The 19,408-nt window shown below is 44.3% G+C and carries 15 protein-coding genes and 1 tRNA gene; 6 read left to right on the plus strand and 10 right to left on the minus strand.

Translation table 11 applies throughout. The features are described from left to right. Nucleotides 1-187: 187 nt before the first annotated feature. Nucleotides 188-523, plus strand: a complete 336-nt coding sequence (locus tag FEF09_RS06850) for a S24 family peptidase (RefSeq protein ID WP_146304433.1) — start codon at nucleotides 188-190, stop codon at nucleotides 521-523. A gap of 275 nt (nucleotides 524-798) precedes the next feature. On the opposite strand, the gene FEF09_RS06855 is transcribed toward FEF09_RS06850, so the two are convergent. The 3 genes from FEF09_RS06855 to FEF09_RS06865 form a co-directional block, all read right to left on the minus strand. Continuing rightward, nucleotides 799-3,123, minus strand: coding sequence for a family 78 glycoside hydrolase catalytic domain (locus FEF09_RS06855; RefSeq protein WP_186774227.1), 2,325 nt, complete (start codon nucleotides 3,121-3,123; stop codon nucleotides 799-801). Nucleotides 3,124-3,139: 16 nt separating this feature from the next. Then, entirely contained in the window at nucleotides 3,140-5,182 is a 2,043-nt protein-coding gene (locus FEF09_RS06860; RefSeq protein ID WP_261387381.1) for a glycoside hydrolase family 127 protein, read from the minus strand. Nucleotides 5,183-5,335: 153 nt separating this feature from the next. Then, nucleotides 5,336-6,034: an HAD family hydrolase gene (locus tag FEF09_RS06865; protein WP_146304435.1), complete on the minus strand. Its 699-nt coding sequence runs from the start codon at nucleotides 6,032-6,034 to the stop codon at nucleotides 5,336-5,338. 135 nt (nucleotides 6,035-6,169) lie between these two features. On the opposite strand from FEF09_RS06865, the gene FEF09_RS06870 reads away from it, so the two are divergent. From FEF09_RS06870 to FEF09_RS06880, 3 genes are all read left to right on the plus strand, one after another. Then, on the plus strand, nucleotides 6,170-7,618 hold the full coding sequence (locus FEF09_RS06870) for an SDR family oxidoreductase (protein ID WP_146304436.1): 1,449 nt from the start codon (nucleotides 6,170-6,172) through the stop codon (nucleotides 7,616-7,618). A 32-nt stretch (nucleotides 7,619-7,650) separates the two neighbouring features. Then, entirely contained in the window at nucleotides 7,651-8,457 is an 807-nt protein-coding gene (locus tag FEF09_RS06875; RefSeq protein ID WP_146304437.1) for a TerC family protein, read from the plus strand. A 112-nt stretch (nucleotides 8,458-8,569) separates the two neighbouring features. After that, nucleotides 8,570-9,235, plus strand: coding sequence for a class I SAM-dependent methyltransferase (locus FEF09_RS06880; protein ID WP_146304438.1), 666 nt, complete (start codon nucleotides 8,570-8,572; stop codon nucleotides 9,233-9,235). A gap of 2 nt (nucleotides 9,236-9,237) precedes the next feature. Here the strand turns inward: FEF09_RS06880 and FEF09_RS06885 are convergent, their stop codons facing one another. The 4 genes from FEF09_RS06885 to FEF09_RS06900 all read right to left on the minus strand — a co-directional run bounded on the left by FEF09_RS06885 (nucleotide 9,238) and on the right by FEF09_RS06900 (nucleotide 11,676). Continuing rightward, nucleotides 9,238-9,633 (minus strand): acyl-CoA thioesterase, encoded by a 396-nt coding sequence (locus tag FEF09_RS06885; RefSeq protein ID WP_146304439.1) that lies wholly within the window; start codon nucleotides 9,631-9,633, stop codon nucleotides 9,238-9,240. 142 nt (nucleotides 9,634-9,775) lie between these two features. Further along, nucleotides 9,776-9,846 (minus strand) — tRNA-Gln (locus FEF09_RS06890). Nucleotides 9,847-10,017: 171 nt separating this feature from the next. Continuing rightward, nucleotides 10,018-11,070, minus strand: a complete 1,053-nt coding sequence (locus tag FEF09_RS06895) for a glycosyltransferase family 9 protein (protein ID WP_222596931.1) — start codon at nucleotides 11,068-11,070, stop codon at nucleotides 10,018-10,020. A 3-nt stretch (nucleotides 11,071-11,073) separates the two neighbouring features. After that, a complete protein-coding gene (locus FEF09_RS06900) occupies nucleotides 11,074-11,676 on the minus strand; it encodes a DUF4254 domain-containing protein (RefSeq protein WP_146304440.1) in 603 nt (200 codons plus the stop codon). Between the two features lie 154 nt (nucleotides 11,677-11,830). Between FEF09_RS06900 and FEF09_RS06905 the strand changes: the two genes are divergently transcribed. Both FEF09_RS06905 and FEF09_RS06910 read left to right on the plus strand, forming a co-directional pair. After that, nucleotides 11,831-12,349 carry an RNA polymerase sigma factor gene (locus FEF09_RS06905; RefSeq protein ID WP_146304441.1) on the plus strand — a complete coding sequence of 173 codons (519 nt, stop codon included), beginning with the start codon at nucleotides 11,831-11,833 and terminating at the stop codon, nucleotides 12,347-12,349. A gap of 20 nt (nucleotides 12,350-12,369) precedes the next feature. Beyond that, nucleotides 12,370-13,752, plus strand: a complete 1,383-nt coding sequence (locus tag FEF09_RS06910) for a S41 family peptidase (RefSeq protein WP_146304442.1) — start codon at nucleotides 12,370-12,372, stop codon at nucleotides 13,750-13,752. Nucleotides 13,753-13,896: 144 nt separating this feature from the next. Here the strand turns inward: FEF09_RS06910 and FEF09_RS06915 are convergent, their stop codons facing one another. From FEF09_RS06915 to FEF09_RS06925, 3 genes are all read right to left on the minus strand, one after another. Further along, nucleotides 13,897-14,490 carry a hypothetical protein gene (locus FEF09_RS06915; protein ID WP_146304443.1) on the minus strand — a complete coding sequence of 198 codons (594 nt, stop codon included), beginning with the start codon at nucleotides 14,488-14,490 and terminating at the stop codon, nucleotides 13,897-13,899. A gap of 222 nt (nucleotides 14,491-14,712) precedes the next feature. Beyond that, entirely contained in the window at nucleotides 14,713-16,107 is a 1,395-nt protein-coding gene (locus tag FEF09_RS06920) for a hypothetical protein (RefSeq protein ID WP_146304444.1), read from the minus strand. 93 nt (nucleotides 16,108-16,200) lie between these two features. Further along, a complete protein-coding gene (locus tag FEF09_RS06925) occupies nucleotides 16,201-19,356 on the minus strand; it encodes a TonB-dependent receptor (protein ID WP_146304445.1) in 3,156 nt (1,051 codons plus the stop codon). Nucleotides 19,357-19,408 lie beyond the last annotated feature (52 nt).

A 19,408-nucleotide genomic window follows, 5' to 3' on the forward strand; every position in this document is an offset into this window, starting at 1 on the left:
ATCTGGTGGCCATTCTGCTATTAGCAGGATGGCCATTCTTTTGGACGCGCAGTAAATATTATTTCGATAGTACACATTTTCAATCCGTTATGATTTGTTAAAAAAACTGTTCACTCCTGCGCAAATAGGTTGCACACATATAGCCGTTATTTGTCATTGAAAACTATAAGCATGAAAACTATAAAACATGAACAAATTCGAACGATTAAAAGCCGAGTTGGAGCAAACCGGCAAAGGAAAGATGAAAGCATTTGGCAGCTCCATGTTACCCATTCTTAAGAGCGGTACACAACTGACCTTCGAAAAATCCAGCGAATACAAGATCGGAGACATTGTATTCTGCAAAGTAAAAGGGCATTACATCGACGCACATAAGATTATTAAGACAGACGCGCATAAAGGATATCTGATCGCTAATAATCATGGATTTGAAAACGGCTGGACAAGGAACATTTACGGCAGAGTAATAACCGGAGAATATCAGCAACAGATTATTTATGAAGCGTCTTCCAGAAACAGGTAGTATTTATTCTTAACGGCATCGCCGTTTCCCTTCCCTCAAAATCATATACCATCTCCTGCTCTTTGTACCATTTATCCACATTACTACCTTCCTGCTCACCCTATCATTATCCGTTTAAATAATGGTTATCCTATACTAATCCTACGCTACACCTACGTTTATAACGTAGCATTAACGTAAGTTGAGTATAGTATAACTATAGTTTAGTCATAAAAAGAGAAACGCCTGGTAATGTTACCAGACGTTTCCATATTCCAATAATATTTATCAACAGATTATTTCAGGTTAAAGGTGTACTTACCTGCTGTCAGAATAATCTGATCAAACTGCTGTCCATTCAAAGTAATACGCGTTGCATTTTTATCATCAGTCATACCGGCTGGCAATCTTAATGTTGCACGTGAAGGTATTTCTACAGACACCTTTATACCATTTCCTTTACGCTTCCATTCCACTTTGATCATACCTGCACTGCTGGCATAGTCTGCCTTTACAAAATTCAGTGCTTTTACAAAAGCCGGCTGTATATAAAAGTGTTGGAATCCGGGCGCTGCTTCATCCGGACGGATACCTGCCAGTGTCTTATAATACCATGCACAATAATCGCCAAAGAAAATATGGTTGTGTGATAACTCTCCCGGCCAGTCTTCAAACAAGGTAGTTGCACCATTGGCAATCCAATGCGCCCAACCGGCATAACCGGTATCAGTCAGCATGCGGAAAGCCACATCTGCATAACCATAATCACTCAGGGTTGGTAAAACATACTTTGTACCCATCACCCCAAAATCTGCGTGATAATTACTACGCTGTACTTTTGCAGACAGCTGCGCGGCAGTTTTAGCAGCTGCTTCAGGAGTAGCCAGTCCGTGGAAAACAGCAGCACTCAATGCAGTCATTGTACTGTCCTTGTAAACGCCTGTATTAGCATCAAAATAAGCGCGATTAAATGCAGCACGTATACTATCAGCCAATCTGGTATAAGTCTGCTCATCGGCCTTATTACCCAATACACGCGCCATTTTCGCTACCAGTTCAGCATCTGTATAAAAATAGGCAGTGGAAGTAAGTGGCATTGGTGTTTTTACCAAAGACATCCAGTCATCCAGTCCGTGTTTGAACAGGTAACCTTCCGCACCTTTGGCCACCGCATCCGTATACTTTTTAAATGCATCATAATGCTCTCTCACTAATGCAGTATCGTTATGATAGAGATACATATACCATGTAACGAAGCCTAATGCACTGCCCCAGGCGGGACCGAAGGTAAATTCTTCATTACCCGGACGGTCATATCCCCATCCATTGGAAGGAGCAATACCCGGCATGGCGCCACTCGGCAATTGCGCGTCACGCACATCATGCAACCATTTGCGATAGCCTTCTGTAGTCTGATAATTCCATAGCCCGATTTCTGTAGAGATATGTGCATCTGCAGTCCAGCCATTCTTTTCACGCTGCGGACAATCCGTAGGGATGCTGAGGAAGTTACTGCGATAAGACTGACGGGCAGCTTCATACAGTTTATTGATCATCGGATCAGAGCTTGTGAAATGCCCTGCTTCTTCAAATGCAGTGCTGTAAAAAAGCCCTTCCAGTGAATGTACATTCAGGTCCAGCGGTTGGTCAGTCTCAATCTGCACATATTGAAATCCGTGGTATACAAAACGTGGTGTAAACACTTCACGCTGACCACCTTTCAGGTAATATACATCTGTCTGGAAACGGAGTTCACCGGGCATGCTCCGCATGTGTTCTGTGTTATGCACCATATCCAGTTCACCGTTTTTCAACACCTCACCATAATACATGGTCACTTTAGTACCAGCCTGTCCTTTTACTTTTAATGTAGCTACACCGGCGAAGTTCTGTCCCATATCAAACAGGTATTTTCCATTACCCAGGTTCTTCATAGATACGGGCTTAATACGGCGTATCACCTTTATGGAAGGCATGATCTGCTCGTGTAACGCTCCACCGGGGGAAGCAGTCAGCAATACCTGTTTCCAGCCGGCATCATTAAATGCGGTCTGGTTCCAGCCGGATATTTCCTGACGGGCATCATAGATCTCACCGGAATAGAGACAGTTAAACTGACTGGGGCCTGTGGAATATTTCCAGCTATTATCCGTAGCGATCGTTTCAGTCGTTCCGTCATCATAGCGGATAACAAGATCCAGTAGCAGACGTGGTGTTTTTCTCCACGGTGCATTCTGGAAACCCCATACCGCATGTGACTGGATATTATACCAGCCATTGCCCAGTTCAGCAGCAATACTCTGCGCACCTTTACGCGATAACAGTGCTGTTACATCATATACTTTGTATAACAGGCGTTTGTCGTAGCGGGTATATGCCTGTTCCAGTACAGCGTCTGTAACAGGTTTACCGTTTACAAATACAATATGGTAACCTACACCCGCCACATAAGCAGTCGCGCTGACCACCTTCTTTTCCAGTGCAAATGTCTTTCGTAAATAAGGTGCCTTTGTAGCCGTGGTATCTTCCGTGTTGGTGATCCAGCTACCTTTCCAGGCGGTATATTGTGCGCTTACAATACTGGTGATCAGTAACAGCGCTGCAGTCAGAATTACTCTCAATGTCAGATGTTTTAAATTATGGTACAACAGGGAATGCGACAACTCTCACTTTCGTAAAACCATAGGGTACGAGTGTGATATTGTGTACAACAGAATCTACCTTCCCTTTATAGAGCCCTTCTCTGTCGGTCGGAGGCTGATAAGCAACTCCGTTCATGACCTGCCAGGAAGGGATCTTTTTAGCCTTTGCGGTTATTTCCAGTGGGGCATGCTTCAGGTTCCAGACAAAACTGGAATCCAGTGGGCGCTGCTTTGTCACTTTCATACTGTCAGCCGCATGGCGTATATCATTGCGACGTAATGCAAAATTCCAGTCACTGGTGGGATATACGCTATAGTATGCACCTTCTGTGGGGTCGGCGTCTTTTACCCAGCGTTCTTCCAGTTTCAGGGCATATACCAGAGGACCTCTTTCTACCGCGCTGGAGTTACGTCCCCAGGTACCGGTTTTAATCGTCATGGGCAATTGTAATGTCAGCTCGTCTTTATCCTTCCATTCACGTTCGATCGTGATCATCTGACCGCCTTTATCTTTTCTTAAGGGCTGGCCATTGAGTAAGATCACAGCTTCATTACACCATGCGGGTATGCGTAACCGGAGCGGAAATTCAGTCTCTTTTTTTATAGCGATCTGAAAACGGATTTCCTCATTAAAAGGATAATCTGTTACCTCTGTGATGGTCACATCCCGGTGTTTCTTTCCTACTTCTGCCGTCATTATACAGGGGCCATATTCTAATGCAGCCACCCCTTTGTCAGCCGTCTGATACCAGAGATTAGCCGTGTATTTTGTCCAGCCCTGATGCATATTGGCCAGACAGCAGGTATAACCGCTGCGGGCGCCCAGCACATTACACATTTCACGATCGAAAGGCAATGAGAAATTGAAAACACCTCTGCTGATCTGCAGCTGATTGGCGACCTGAAAATACTGTTTCTCATTATAGTCATCCGTCGTCTGTGTTGGCAAAGCATTAAAAGCCATCTTTTCGAGTGCATCCATATAAAATACATCTCCGGTGATCGCACTGATATTTTCCAATGAATACATGGCCTCTACGATCGCACAGAGCTCTACTCCCTGCGTAGGATCATTTCCATTGAGATCCTCATCTCCGGAGAAGATCCCCATCGGCAGACCGTGAATCGTCATCAGGTCCTGCCAGCCGGTATGGAGATTTTTCAGGTATTCCTGTTTGCCTGTACGCTGGTAATTGACTGCCGGTGCTTTAAGTCCCATGGCTACATTCACGGCGTGTCTGTTCATCCATTGGGCATTATTGCGATAAGTGGTGGTGTTGATCACCCAGTCCCTGTTACCAAACCAGGTAGTCCATGGAAATGATTGTTGTTCGATTGTTTCTGCCAGTTCGAGCAGATAATCATCTTTGGTAATGCTGTATAGCCATTGGGCCATCATTACATTTTCCGCTCCGCGGGATTGGGCCCATTCGGTCCATTTACCCACCGGCGCTACTTTGAGTGCGTCCAGCTGATAACGGAAGTAGCGGGACATGAACTTGATTACGCGTTTGTCTTCTGTAGCGGAATAATACTGCTGCAATACTTTCAGCATGACCATTTTAGGCCACCAGTCCTCTCCTTCTGCGGCATGTTCCGGATCAATATCGATCTGGCGGGTGATTTCTGCATTGGTCAGGGGACCGAAATAACCGCTTTTACGCTGATGATCCAGCGTCCAGTTGACATAGCGTAATACTTTTTCTTTCAGGACAGCGTCATCCAGCAGATAAGCGAGTGGCAATGCGCCGTCCAGCCAGTAAGGAGTTTCCTCCCAGCCATCCCCGCGGCCACCTAGCCAGCCGTTATCATTTTTAATCTTGCCATAATACTCATCCAGATGACCAGATGATCCATGACGCATAATCTGAAGCTGACGTTTGAGCCAGCCCGTGGGTTTAACATTACCCAGACGTAACGCTTCATACGCGGGAGGAGTGTAGGCGCCGGGTGAGACCTGTTTGATGCCGGCTTGTGCCCCCAGTGGTAACATGAAAACCACTGGAAGTGCACAACACACCATCCATTTAATTTTCATTTGCTTGACTTGAGTAGTGAGTAATATGGAATTTTAACGTGGGCTACAAAATAGGAAATCCTGCTTAATAATACACATTAAAAAGCAATAGAAATCCCCGCTGCTGCGGAGACAGTATAGGATGGTTACTCAGTAAAAATTACTGGTTACGGGTTACAACGATGGCGCGTACAACAATGGCAGTACGTCAGAAATATTGCTGACCTGTCTGAAATTCGGACTATCAATATGCACATCTACATGTTCATGTTCCCATGTGATATGATAGGGAATATGAATAGCGCTTCCACCTATACCCAGTACCGGCAATACATCTGATTTCAGGGAGTTACCGATCATCAGGAACTGGTCAGGTGTAATATCCAGATGCTTTAACAGCTTGCGGTAATCGGCCTCCTGTTTATCAGACATGACTTCCACATGGTGGAAATAATGCAGGACGCCTGAATTGCGCAGTTTACGTTCCTGATCCAGCAGATCACCTTTGGTAGCAACAACAAGGCGGTAATGATCTTTCAGTACGGAGAGTACTTCGGGGACACCATCCAGTATTTCCACCGGTCTGGCCAGCAGGGCTTTTCCATATTCAATAATCTTTTCCACAGCACTGATATCAATGGTTTTATTGGACACTGTCAATGCCGTTTCTATCATTGACAGCATAAATCCTTTAATACCATACCCGTACAGAGACAGGTTTTTGATCTCTGTCTGCAATAGTTCACGTGCGACGGTATGCTGTGGTAAATAGCTCTCCATCAGTTGGCAAAAATCGGCTTCTGTTTCGCGGAAATAGGGTTCATTGATCCATAATGTATCATCCGCATCAAAGGCAATAACTTTTATACTCATATGTCTTCAAACTAGGGTTAATGAAACAAAAGTATCCAATAACTATGGGTTTTCCCTGTTTTTTAATCATAAAAGTTCACTGCTGTACTGGTGCAGATTTTGTAGTATTTAAACTGTATATTAATACTATTCATCTTGAACATACTGCTTACAGGCGCCAATGGTTATATAGGTCAGAGATTGATTCCGGTATTACTGGAACAGGGCCATCACATTACCTGTTGTGTCAGGGACAGGGATAGGTTTAACCAGCAGCATGACTATCCGGTATCTGTTATAGAGATCGACTTTTTGCAGCCGGGGGACACCACCTTCCCCGACAATATTGATGTAGCGTACTATCTGGTGCATTCGATGAGCAGTGGCGGGCAATTTGAGGAAAAAGAGGCGGTTTCTGCAAGAACATTTGTACGGTTAATCAGCAATACCAGCTGCCAGCAGGTCATCTACCTGACCGGAATAGTCAATCAACAGGACCTTTCCAGACATCTTGAGTCACGGCTGATGGTAGAGAATATCCTGAAAGAAGGCCCTGTTCCCCTGACAGCATTAAGAGCTGGTATCATCGTTGGCTCCGGCAGTGCTTCTTTTGAAATTATCCGGGATCTGGTAGAAAAATTACCCGTTATGATCACTCCCCGATGGCTGAACACCCGTTGCCAGCCCATCGGTATCAGAGATGTTATATTCTTTCTATGTGGTGTGCTGGGGAAAGCGGCCACCTATCACAGAAATTATGATATAGCAGGGCCTGAAGTACTTACCTATAAGCAGATGTTATTGCAATATGCAAGGGTCAGAAAGCTGAAAAGGTATATTATCACCCTGCCTGTCATGACACCCCGGCTATCCTCCTATTGGCTTTATTTCATCACATCTACCTCCTATAAACTTGCCGTTAATCTTGTTGATAGTATGAAAGTAGATGTAACAGCAAGGCCTAACAGTCTGGCAGCAGATCTGGGCATCACTTTACTTACTTACCAACAGGCGGTTGAACTGGCATTTGGGCGAATAGAACAAAACCTTGTCGCAAGTAGCTGGAAAGATTCATTTTCGTCAGCGAACACACCTCAGACATGGATGGACAATATTGAAGTCCCCAGTTTTGGTTGTCTGAAAGATGAGCAAAGCATTCCCATCAATCAGGATGAAACTTTCGTCCTTAATAATATCTGGAAAATCGGAGGTAACACTGGCTGGTATTATGCCAATACGCTATGGCGGATACGGGGTTTTCTTGATAAACTTGCCGGCGGTGTGGGACTACGGAGAGGCAGACGGGACCCGGTAGATATACATGCGGGCGATGCACTGGACTTCTGGCGGGTGCTGGTTGCCGATAAAAAACAACGGAGGTTGTTATTATTTGCAGAAATGAAACTTCCGGGAGAGGCCTGGCTGGAATTCCAGATAGTAGAAAAAGATAAACAATCTATATTAAAACAAACCGCCACATTTCGGCCACGCGGCTTATGGGGCAGGCTCTACTGGATGATAATGCTTCCTTTCCACTATTTTATTTTCGGAGGGATGATCCGCCGGCTATCAAACGGAATTTCGAAGCAGACAAAAAAACAGTAAGATTGCTGTATCAAACTTAATGCGAACTAAACATGGAAAATATTTTTTCCGCTGAAGGCCTGTTTACTATAGACTCGTTGATCAGCCTTTTAACCTTAAGCGTACTTGAAATTGTACTGGGAATTGACAATATTGTTTTTATCTCCATCCTTGCAGGCAAACTGCCTGCAGAAAAACAGAAAAAGGCCCGCCGTCTTGGCCTGACACTGGCGATGTTTGTCCGCATACTGCTCTTATTATCTATCAGCTGGATCATGTCTCTCACTACCCCTCTTTTTAACGTGGGGGAATGGATCGGCATTCATTCAGAAAAATGGCTGGAGGCAACAGCTATTTCCGGCAGGGATCTTATCCTGTTGATTGGCGGTCTGTTCCTGATCTATAAAAGCACTGCTGAAATCCATGAGAAGCTGGAGGGCGGTGAACATACAACTGGTCCGGTTAAACCGGCAAATTTTACCCGGACGATCATCCAGATCCTGTTGCTGGATATCGTGTTTTCCCTTGATTCTGTGATCACGGCGGTGGGTATGGCCGACCATATTCAGATTATGATCTGTGCAGTAATTATTGCGGTAGGCGTCATGGTAGTGGCCGCAGAAGGTATCAGCAATTTTGTGAATAAACATCCAACAGTTAAAATGCTGGCGCTTTCTTTCCTCTTACTGATAGGGGTATCACTTATTGCAGAAAGCTTTGAGCAGCATATTCCTAAGGGGTATATCTATTTTGCAATGGCATTTTCGGTATTTATTGAAATGCTGAATCTGAAGATGAAATCGAAGAGTACAAAGCCGGTGCAATTACATCAGCCAAGACTGAAAGACAAGGATCAATAGCCCGGTGGCCGGCCTCATCTCCCGGAATTTACTTACATTAGCTCGTTATTCTTATACCCTACAACCTGAGATTATAGCCGTACTGTAAGCGGATTACAGTACCATGAACATTATGAGGTATCTGTTATATTTTATTTACATCGGATGGCATTGGGGCATTGACCTGGCTTTCTTCATTATCAGACATGAGATCCGTGGAGAGAGGAAGTATGGTATCCGTACCATCGGCACGGACAGTCTGGCGGCAGAAGTATCAGAAGAAGACAGGAAGCATGTAGCCATGTATGAACCTGTCAATTACTACACGGCGACGTGGTTACTTGACCATGTGCAGCCTACAGACCTCGCTACTACCTTGCTGGATGTTGGTTGTGGCAGAGGGCGGGTACTGGCGATGGGCGCAGCATATGGCTTTCAGGCATTGGCGGGTATTGACTTTTCCCCACGTTTGTATCAGGCATCCATCCGGATGCGTGACACCTTATATGATCGCTATAAAAACATACAGATCAATGTATCCTGTGAGGATGCCCGTGAATATATCATTCCCGAAACGGTAGGTGTTATCTTTCTCTTTAATCCTTTTGATGAAACAATCATGGAAGCATTCATCAGTAAAGTGAAAGAAAGCCTTCAACGGCGGCAGCGTCCACTGAAAATACTCTATGCTAATCCACAGTGTAAGCAACAATGGATAGATGCCGGTTTCCGCGAAACCGATTCTTTTGTCAAAATGGAGATCCTTAAAGGGTGTGTATTGGTAAATACCCCTTCTTAGTATTACTCATCTTCGCGCAGACGCTCATCTGTATAGGTGATCTTTGTACGACCGTGCGGCCATGGAGTGCCGTTTTCATCAAGGCTGACAAATACCATTTTATCAACGGTGAGGATTACTTTCTGTGTAATCTTATTTCTTACCTGACAGGCTAAAGTCAGGGAAGTACGTCCGAAGTGAGTTGCCTTTATCCCCAATTCTACAATATCGCCCTGTTTGGCAGAACTCACGAAATTGATCTCTGACATGTATTTTGTCACACATCTGTTGGTACCCAGCTGTATAATGGTATAGATAGCTGCCTCTTCGTCTATCCAACGCAGCAGACTGCCTCCAAATAAAGTTCCGTGTGCATTCAGGTCTTCAGGTTTTACCCATTTACGCGTATAGAAATTCATTGCTCAATAATTTAACCGTCCCCGGATATTGAGCGCAAAATTAAAATACAACAAGAGAAATTACGAATCAATTTCAGGGAGGCCTCTTCAGGGGAGAAAAATATGGGCATAAAAAAAACCGCTGCGAGAGCGGTTTTTTTCGTTGTCCTACCAGGATTCGAACCTAGACAGTCTGAACCAAAATCAGATGTACTACCATTATACTATAGGACAAACTGTATCTTTAAAATATCTTCTTTCCTATTCAGTCAAAAAACGATGCTTTCTTTTGCAGAAGTGATAAACAGATCCGTACCTATCGTACTCCCTATATACCGCGGCTCACCGTGTTTTGGGATGGCGAAATTAGTATTTTTATTAATCTACAAAAAAAGTTTTAAAAATTTAGCTTTCTCCGACCACTTTTGTCACTTTCTCAGCTATTGCAGCAGGTGGAATCCATTCCATACAGGCATGATCACCACGGAAACAGGGCTTGTTGCCAAATATAGAACAAGGGCGGCAGGAAAGGCTTTCCAGCTGTACCGCATTGTCTGTTGACTGCCCAAAACCCATAAAACCGGCAAAAGGATGAGTAGCTCCCCAGATGGAAACAACCGGCACACCAAAAAGAGAAGCCAGATGCATATTAGCTGAATCCATACTGATCATGGTATCCATATTGCTGATAATGGCCATTTCTTCCGGCAGACGGAATCTTCCTGCGACGATGATTGCTTCAGGGTATTTTACGGCCAGCGTTGTCAGTTGTGCCACTTCTGCTGCTCCCCCACCCATCAGCAATACTTTTGTCTGTTTCTTTTTCACAAGTACGGCCAGCACTTCTTCCATTTTAGCCAGAGGATACGTTTTCTCCTTATAGGTGGCAAATGGCGCCAGTCCGATCCACTTATCTCCATTTTTCGGTCCTGTCACTTCCAATATGGCCTCTGTTAACTCCTGACGGCCAAATACAGGCTGTTTTGGATAAATAGTGACCGGGAGCCCCAATTTCCTGAAAACGTCCGCATATCGCTCTATAGTGCCCGTAAGGGGTATCAGTATCTTTTCTTCCGGACGGGCAAGAGCTTTCTTTTCTGCCCTGCCTTTATCAATCGCAGCAACTTTTCTGCCACTCAGGCGGAAAAAAGAGCGTACAATCTGTGAGCGCAGCACATGATGCAGGTCGGCAACGGCATCAATTTTATGCGCTTTGCTGATTTCCCGGAAAAGCTGGTACAATCCTTTAAATCCCTTGTGGGTTCCTTTCAGATCAGCAGGGAAAAAGACCAGACGGGGAATACCGGCACAGAGGGCACCCCAGTTTTTGTTGGATACGAAAACGATCTGTATACCGGGATTTTGCTCCAATACCTGCTGCATCACGGGAATGGTCATAGCCACGTCTCCCATGGCAGAAAACCGGATCGCCAGTATTGTTCTCAGTTTTTCAGGCATAAATTATTTTCCCTTGTAGAGCACCGGATTTAAGGAAGGATCGTTGTACATCTTCATCTGCTTGTACACTTTCATGTATTTTCTGCCTGCAGCGATGTCTTCAAGTAATTGTGTAATAGCACTTCCCAGATCCTGACGTTGTTCCAGCAGAATGTCCAGCTTACGCTGACAAGCTTCACGGTGTTCCGGTGTAGCATCCGGGCGGGTCGCCTCTTCACGCATGTGATAGATCTTGAGTGCCAGAATGGAAAGACGGTCGATCGCCCATGCCGGACTTTCAGTATTGATCGTTGCGCCGGCAACCGGAGCGATATTTTTGTATTGTTCGAGGAAATAGCTGTCAATATATTCTACCACATCGGTACGTTCCTGATTGGAACGATCAATCCAACGTTTGATTTCCAATGCTTTTACCGGGTCAATCAATGGATCACGGATGATATCCTCCAGGTGCCACTGTACAGTGTCAATCCAGTTTTTCAGATACAGCAGGTGTTCAAAAGCTGACTTTTCATGAGGATTGCTGATAGGCTGATGCACACTATTGTGCACATGATAATCAGCAATACACTGATCAAATATTTTATTGTACAATTCTGTAGACATGAGGCAAATGTATATAAATTGATGAAATTGTTTATAACAGACCATTACTCTACCGTTTCCATCCGCTGAAATCCCCTGCAGTTCAAGCTTAACATTCAAGTAACATGTACTACTTACATTTATTTTCCATTATAGCAACCATATATCAAACGCTATGTCTGATAACCCATCAAGGATACTCTTTGGTCAATTATTTGAAGCCAACAGGGAAAAGGTGTACCGGTTCGCATTCAAACTTACCGACGACCGGCAACGGGCGGAGGAAGTGACACAACAATGTTTCATCAAACTATGGGAAAACATCCATAAGGTACAAAAAGACCAGGATGTATTCCCCCTTCTATTTGTATTTGTAAAACATATTGTGATTGATGAAACGAGAAAACTATACCGTGAAAGAAAATCATTATCACAACTGTCATCCACCCAGATATCAACAGACAAGGGGGATGAAGAAACACTGATGCGTAAAGAATTCAGTGAACAGGTCCACAAATTAATTGAACAGATGCCGGAACAACGCCGGAACATCTATCTGCTTAGCCGTGACAAAGGGAAAAGTCACAAAGAAATTGCAGACCAGCTAAGTCTGTCGCCCATGACTGTAAGAAATCACCTCAACCTCGCCCTGCAATACATCAGGCGGGAGATGATGGCCCACTACGATATGTAATTCAATCAACCCAATCTGATATGTACCGCAAGCCCCTTAATGCCCTTGCCTTATCTCTATTGATAATTGCCTGTAAAAAAGACGACGTGATCAGGCCGGCGGTCCCTACCGGACCCGTTACCCGGCAGGAGACCAATACCTGGATACTGGATAGTATGCGGTATTTCTATTTGTGGAATAACGGACTACCTGCGCTGGCGGATAGTCAGCCTGCTGCGGCAGCATTCTTTGCCGGCCTGAAAGACAAAGCGGATCGGTTTTCCGTGATCTATCAACAGGATGATCCATCCAGTCTTCCCAGATATATGCTGTACTCCTTTGGTCTTACGTTCAACGTCATCAGTTACCCTGCGGCTCCCGGCGGGGCTATCGGAGTGACCGGTCTTGTTGTACCGGGTTCCGGCGCAGCTATACTGGGTATCAAAAGAGGCGATTATTTTACGGCTATCAACGGTACCACTCTGACGACTGCCAATGCGGCTTTGCTCAGTCAGGAGATATTAAACAGTGGTAATGCAGTACTGACGATGGCAACCGTCAATGGAAATACGGTTGTAAAAGGAGAAGATATTACCCTGACAGCAAGAACGATCCGTGAACAACCTATATATAAACAAAACACACAGCAGGTAAACGGAAAAACAGTTGCGTATCTGTTTTACAATGCGTTCGATGACTACTATAACGCGAATGTGCTGAACGCCTTCAAGCAGTTTAAGGCTGCCGGCGCAACAGAACTCATAATTGACTTACGTTATAATGCCGGTGGCAGTGTGGCCGGCGCTGCTTTACTGAATGCCCTGATTGCCCCGGGGATCAATGAGAATAGTGTATTTGCAAAATATAGCGGCAACAATAACATGGGGCAGCGTACGGTTTCATATCAGTCAGCACTCTCGGTTCCAGAAACTGGTGGTCCGCTGACATTCAGCAGCCTGACAGCCGGCAGGCTTTCCCTGCAACGTGTATTTATTCTGACGGGTCCGCAGACAGCTTCTGCTGCCGAACTGACCATCAACACACTAAAGTCTTATATGCAGGTCGTACAGATCGGATTAAGTACATTAGGAAAGGACAAGGCGGCAGTTATTATCACAGACATGCGCTCTCCACAGCGTATCCCTTATACGATGCTGCCACTTACTTACAATCTTGCCAATGCAAAAGGTGAAGGCGGCTATGTGAATGGTATTACACCTGATTACCGTATAGATGAACTATCGGCATTACCGCTATCTCCCGTAGGGCATGCCGGAGATCCACTGATTGCAAAAGCAATATCGATCATATCAGGCGGAGGCAGGGAAAGCGTATATCCTGAGACAGTGGTACAAAGATATTTTGACGCGCAGGCGTCAATGGCGGATAAGCAGGTATTGAAGATACCAACTGCGTTGAGATAAACTGATTTAAATAAAAAAGGTATGCTGTAGATACAACATACCACTTCGTGAAACATTCTAGGAGATGTTATCAGCGGATAACATCGTATTGTATAAAGGGGTTAATGTCCGTCTTTTAAGTCGAGCTTTTTATGCGCATCGATTTTAGTAAGCTGCAGCTTCGGAATAAAAACGCCATTTACCTCTTGTCAGTCTTCCTTTAACTGACACTATCTGCCGCTGTCCGGGAAGATAGCTGAGAGAAACGTCTGCCAATCCGAGTCCGTCGGGCAGGAATTCGCCTGTACTTCTATCTTTTAATCTGATAATATATCTGATCGGTGTCTCATCTTCGACAACCGCTATTTTTTTCTGATCCGGATGTAGTTTGTTTTTCTCCAGATTTGTCCACGAAACGCCGGCATCTACATAATCAGTACCATTGAACCTGAAGAGAATTGCATCTACATTTACATCATCTGCCTGCAACTCTACGGGCAGCTGATTAAAGAGGAAAAATACAGCTGAATCGGCTGGAATATTTCCTTCACTGGCTGTTATAAAACTGCGAATACCCAACTCTGTGCTGTACGCCAGTTTTAAAGGTATCTTCTGACCGGGAGCAGGGTTCAGTACGGTATCGAGTAATAGGCTGTCGGTCCCTGCTTTTTTAAACAGAATTCTATTTGTCTGGTCTGCTGCCAGCATCAGCGGAGTAGCCAGACCTTTTGTAATGCCGGGTGTCAGAGAATCTAACATGTTATCTCCAACATAAATATCTATATTACTTGTACCTGGTAATGCAATTAATTCTGCTGTAAAAGAAGCAAAATGAAATTCATTAACAGGATCCCCCTTTTTGCAAGCTGCGAACAATATAACAGCAGCTAATAAAATAACCTTTGAAAATCTCAGCATGTTTTATTTGTTTTTAAAGAGTGTGGAGAGCAATGCTCTCCACACTGTAATAGTGACTATATCTTAGTTTCCGAAACGGGAGAAACCAGCAGTCCAGTCAGCATCACCAATCTTGAATGCACCAGCTTTATATACATCAGCTTCACCAGAAGGCTGAGGATAGAAACCGGCAGCAGTAGTACCAAATGGAGCAACCAGTTGGATATCATTGTTTGGATCAGTAGTATTGAAACCGCCATTCAGTGCGCTTGCCAGGTTATAGAAAGCGTTTGAATTCAGACATGCACTTGTACCTTCGATAGTGAAAGGAGCAACTGTGCTGCTGAAAGCATGTACCAGGTTGTTATCCAGTACTGACAGGCCTCTGAAGTAAGCACATGGAGTGTTGCTTGCAGTAGCACCTGTACCAGAACCTACGCTGGCATCAAGAGAGATACCAGTGTTGAAACCCATGAAGATTGAGTTTCTTACGTCGAAACGGGAGCCTCTTCTGAAATGAGCACCACGACCGTATCTACCTGTACCAGATGGAGCACCTGTTGTAGTAGAAGCCAGTGTAGCGTTAGGCAGACCGATGATGGTCATGTGGTTGATAACTGGTTTAGTGATCGGAGTTTTGGTTGAATCACCTGTAGCCAGGTTATCACACTCGATACCATTAGACTGGCTCTTGTCAGCGCGAGTCTGGTCAGACAGACCTAATGCATAGTTGATAGTACCGCTGAAGCTGTTGTCGAAATCGAACATGTCATCCAGTGGGTAAGCAGCGATCAGGTAAGAAGCGCTAACAGAACCACCAAAGAATTCGAATGCATCATCTTTTGATTTGTACACTTCAACGTGGTGAACTGTAGTACCGGAACCAACACCAGCAAGTGTCAGACCATTCAGTTCGTTGTCAACAGACAGTTCGTAACCAGCGTACTCGATTCTAACATAAGTCAGTACACCTGAGTTGTCATTAGTTACTGTACCGCCATAATAAGCACTGGCAGGAGGTGTACCACCGATACCTTCTACGAGCGCAGAATCGCCTTGGTTGATGTTAGCTTTACCTAAAACTACGATACCACCCCAGTCACCAGAAACAGGAGATGCCTGATCAGAAGTGAACAGAATTGGAGCAGTCTGAGTACCAGCAGCGTTGATTTTAGAACCACGGGTGATAACCAGTGTACCACCTGGAGCTCCTTTGATACCCTGAACCAGCGCACCTGGAGCGATAGTCAGTGTAGCGTTGTTAGAAACGTACACAATACCGCTCAGTTTGTAAATTTTACAGTCGCCGAGATACAGGTTAGAAGTGATTACACCTGAGATAGTACTATCACCGCAAGTGTGGGCTGCTGCAGCAGCGGTCAATGGACGATCGTTTACGACATTGTTTTCTTTCTTACAAGCAGTGCTGAAAGCGATCAGCGCTACTGCAACGGAAAGAATCAGAGATTGTTTTCTCATGGGTTCTCGTTTTGAGTTTGTTTGTTTTTTGGTTTGTGTCTGAGTTTTACCTGATCAGGGTTTTATCTCGGGTTTACGCGTATGCAAAAAGGCTTAAAAATTATATGTCAAAGTTGCGCTGAAAGTCCTGCCCGGCTTAGCCTGATAATCTATACGGTCTGTATCTTTCTGATAAAGCAGGTCTTTAATGCTGGGGTCCTTTCTATTATTACTGATGTCTTCGTCTTTATAAAAGTTGCGGTATACGATTGAATAACTATTTAAGAGGTTGGACACATTCAAACGCACCAGCATTTTCTCTTTTAACAGTTTGATACCCAGTTGTGCGTCCAGTGCTTCCAGCGGACGTTCAAAAAGTGATTCGCTGTAATATTGTGCTGGTCTGAACATTCTGTTACTCACATAATTGTATACGAGGCTGAATGAAGCAGGTTTTACATCATAATAAAACCCTGCATTGACCATATAGTTACTGGCGCCGGTCTGAGGTCTTTTTTCTTCTTTTCTGACAGCTTCTGTCGGCAGTACTTTATTCGGGTTGTTTGGATCCAGTCTGTTGAAGTCTATATCCAGCGGTGTCACACGTGCATCCAGTGCTGTAAAGTTTCCATACAGGGTGATGTTTTTAATCACTGGTACCTGTGTAAATGCGAGTGTTTTTCTTACTTCTATTTCCAGTCCGTAGTTTTTGGCAGTTTTATTATTCTTCAAATGGTATAACCTGATGTCTCCCTGTTTGTAGATTTCCATCGGATCTCTGAAGTTTTTGTAGAAAAGCGATGCGGAAATAATTTCACCAGGACCCGGATACCATTCGTAACGGAAGTCAAAGTGTTGTACGGTAGTTGATTTAACCAGTGCACTTTCATAAGCACCACCCAATTCGAAGTCATATTCACGGAAGAAGGACAGTTCTCTCAGGTCAGGGCGGATAATACTTTTCGCATAAGACAGACGCAGGTTCATTGCCGGTGTCAGGCTATAGGTCAGGTTCGCTGAGGGGAACAAATGCCAGTTTGGTTCACGGTTTGTCAGTGCGCTATAGTCCAGCTGTGCACCGGGTCTTGAAGCATTGATCTCTCTGAATACAGAATCAAGTACACCGTTGATACCATTGAGGTTAAAGTACTCTGCTCTTACGCCCCATACCAATCTCCATTTTTCATTTATCTTATTGTCCAGCATTGCATACATACTATGCAGTGCTGCTGTTTTATGAAAATCATCTCCGAAGCGGCCCATGTAAATTTCACCAGCTCTTTCAGGTGAAAATGCTTCAGACAATGGCGGGAAATCATCTGTTTTAAATCCTTTGGTACCGGTGTTCAATACATAGAACAATCTGTTTTTGCTCCATCCTGCATATCCTGCTTTAAACGTATTGTCGGTATTGAAATTTCCTGTACCAAATTTGAATGGTGCTGATATTGAAACATCCCAATTATAGTCTTTTTCATATGCGCGGCTCCACCAGCGGAGTACACCTTCACTGATACCACTGCTGATCGGTGCTCTCACATTAAATTCGTTGGAGGGCAATTTTGAATCACTGATTGTTTCAGCTAGCAGCTGATGGTTATCTGGTCTTAATTTGTCAAGAGATACATAACTTCCCAGCCATTTCAATTTGACACCACGTTTTCCCAATGCCTGCTCACCTTTGAATTGTGTCTGCCAGAGAGATGTCTGATTTGTCAGATCATAATAACCCAGCATATGTCCACTCGGGTCAACGTGATCCCCAACGCCTATCAGCAATTGCTGGTCCAGTGTACGAATATATAAACTCTGTAAGCTCAGTTTAGTCCGGTCACTTCTGTAACCTATACCCAGTAATCCTCCCAGATTGGTTGTAAAACCGTAACGTTTACCAGTGAATCCATAATCAAAACCATCTCTGGTCATAATGATATCCTGTGTCTGAAAAGTATTTCTATAGCTGGCAGAAGCAACAATGCCCAATTGTTTTGTACCGGCAAGCTTCATTACTTTTCCACCTGACAGCTGGTAGTTCTGGGACGCCGGCGCTTTCATTTCATATACACCCCAGTTATTGCTGAACTGTTTAAAATCTTTATTGCTGGCGTCAAATTTGGCAATGATGTCTGTTGTATTATTCCATTTGGTCTGACCCAGGAGGTTACGATGATCGGCGGCTTTTCCCCAATATTCTTTTCCTTCCAGTTTTAGTGTACGGAAGTTCTCACCTGTAGTCAGGTTATTCACACTACCTCCGATACCTATATTAAGAAAGTTCTGTGTAGGCATATCAAGTGTATTCACTTCTACCAGACCACCACCAAATTCTGCACTACGATCAGGAGTTAAGGTTTTTACTACCGTTACGTTTTCAACAATGTTTGAAGGCACGATATCAAAGCTGAAGTTCTTTCTGTTCAACTCTGTGCTTGGCATAATCTGTCCATTCAACACTGCCTGATTATAACGTTCACTTAATCCACGTACTACAACATATTTATTATCTACAGTAGAGAGACCAGTTACACGTTTCAGCACTTCACCGATATTTTTATCCGGTGTACGGCTGATCTGTTCAGCACTAATACCGTCTGTGATTGCGGCGTTATTTTTCTGTATAGCATATAATCCTTCCACAGAAGCGCGTTTATAACTTCCTGTAACGGTCACCTCTTTCAATCGGGAGCTGCTGCTCTTGAGTATGATATCCAAAGGGGTGATGCCGCCTTCTTTTACAACTACTTCTGTTACTTTACGCGTATCGTAAGACACAAAGCTGAAGGTAACGGTATAGGTGCCCGGTGCCAGATTCAGTTCATAAGAACCATCAATACCTGACACGACACCTGTTCCTCCATCTACCTGTATAGTTACACCCGGTAGTGCTTCATTTTTATTATCAACAATCTTCCCTTTCACACGTCCTTTTTCTTTCACAGCAGATTTTTCCTGCTTACCCTGTTTGAGGGCGACTGTATTGTTAGCAAATGCGATGTCGATAGGCGCATACAAGTCGAGGTAATTCAATACCTGCGCCAGTGGCTGTCCATTGAACTTTACTGCTTCCAGTGAGCAATGGGCCAGATAATCCGGATCGTAAGCGAACGTATAAGATGTTTGCTGCTCAAGTGATTTAACAACGGCTGCTGCATTTGTGTGTTGCAGATTCACAGACACTTTGTCCCCTAATGATTGATAAGATTGTCCCACCAGTACAGCAGGGAAACCCGCTGCACCAAAACATAACAGGAAAGCTTTCCAACTGTGCATAACTCCCCCATTACAAAATCTGTTTGTAGATTTTTGCATACTTTAGAAATTG

The organism is Chitinophaga pinensis (assembly GCF_007896845.1).
Classification (GTDB): Bacteria; Bacteroidota; Bacteroidia; order Chitinophagales; family Chitinophagaceae; genus Chitinophaga; species Chitinophaga pinensis_C.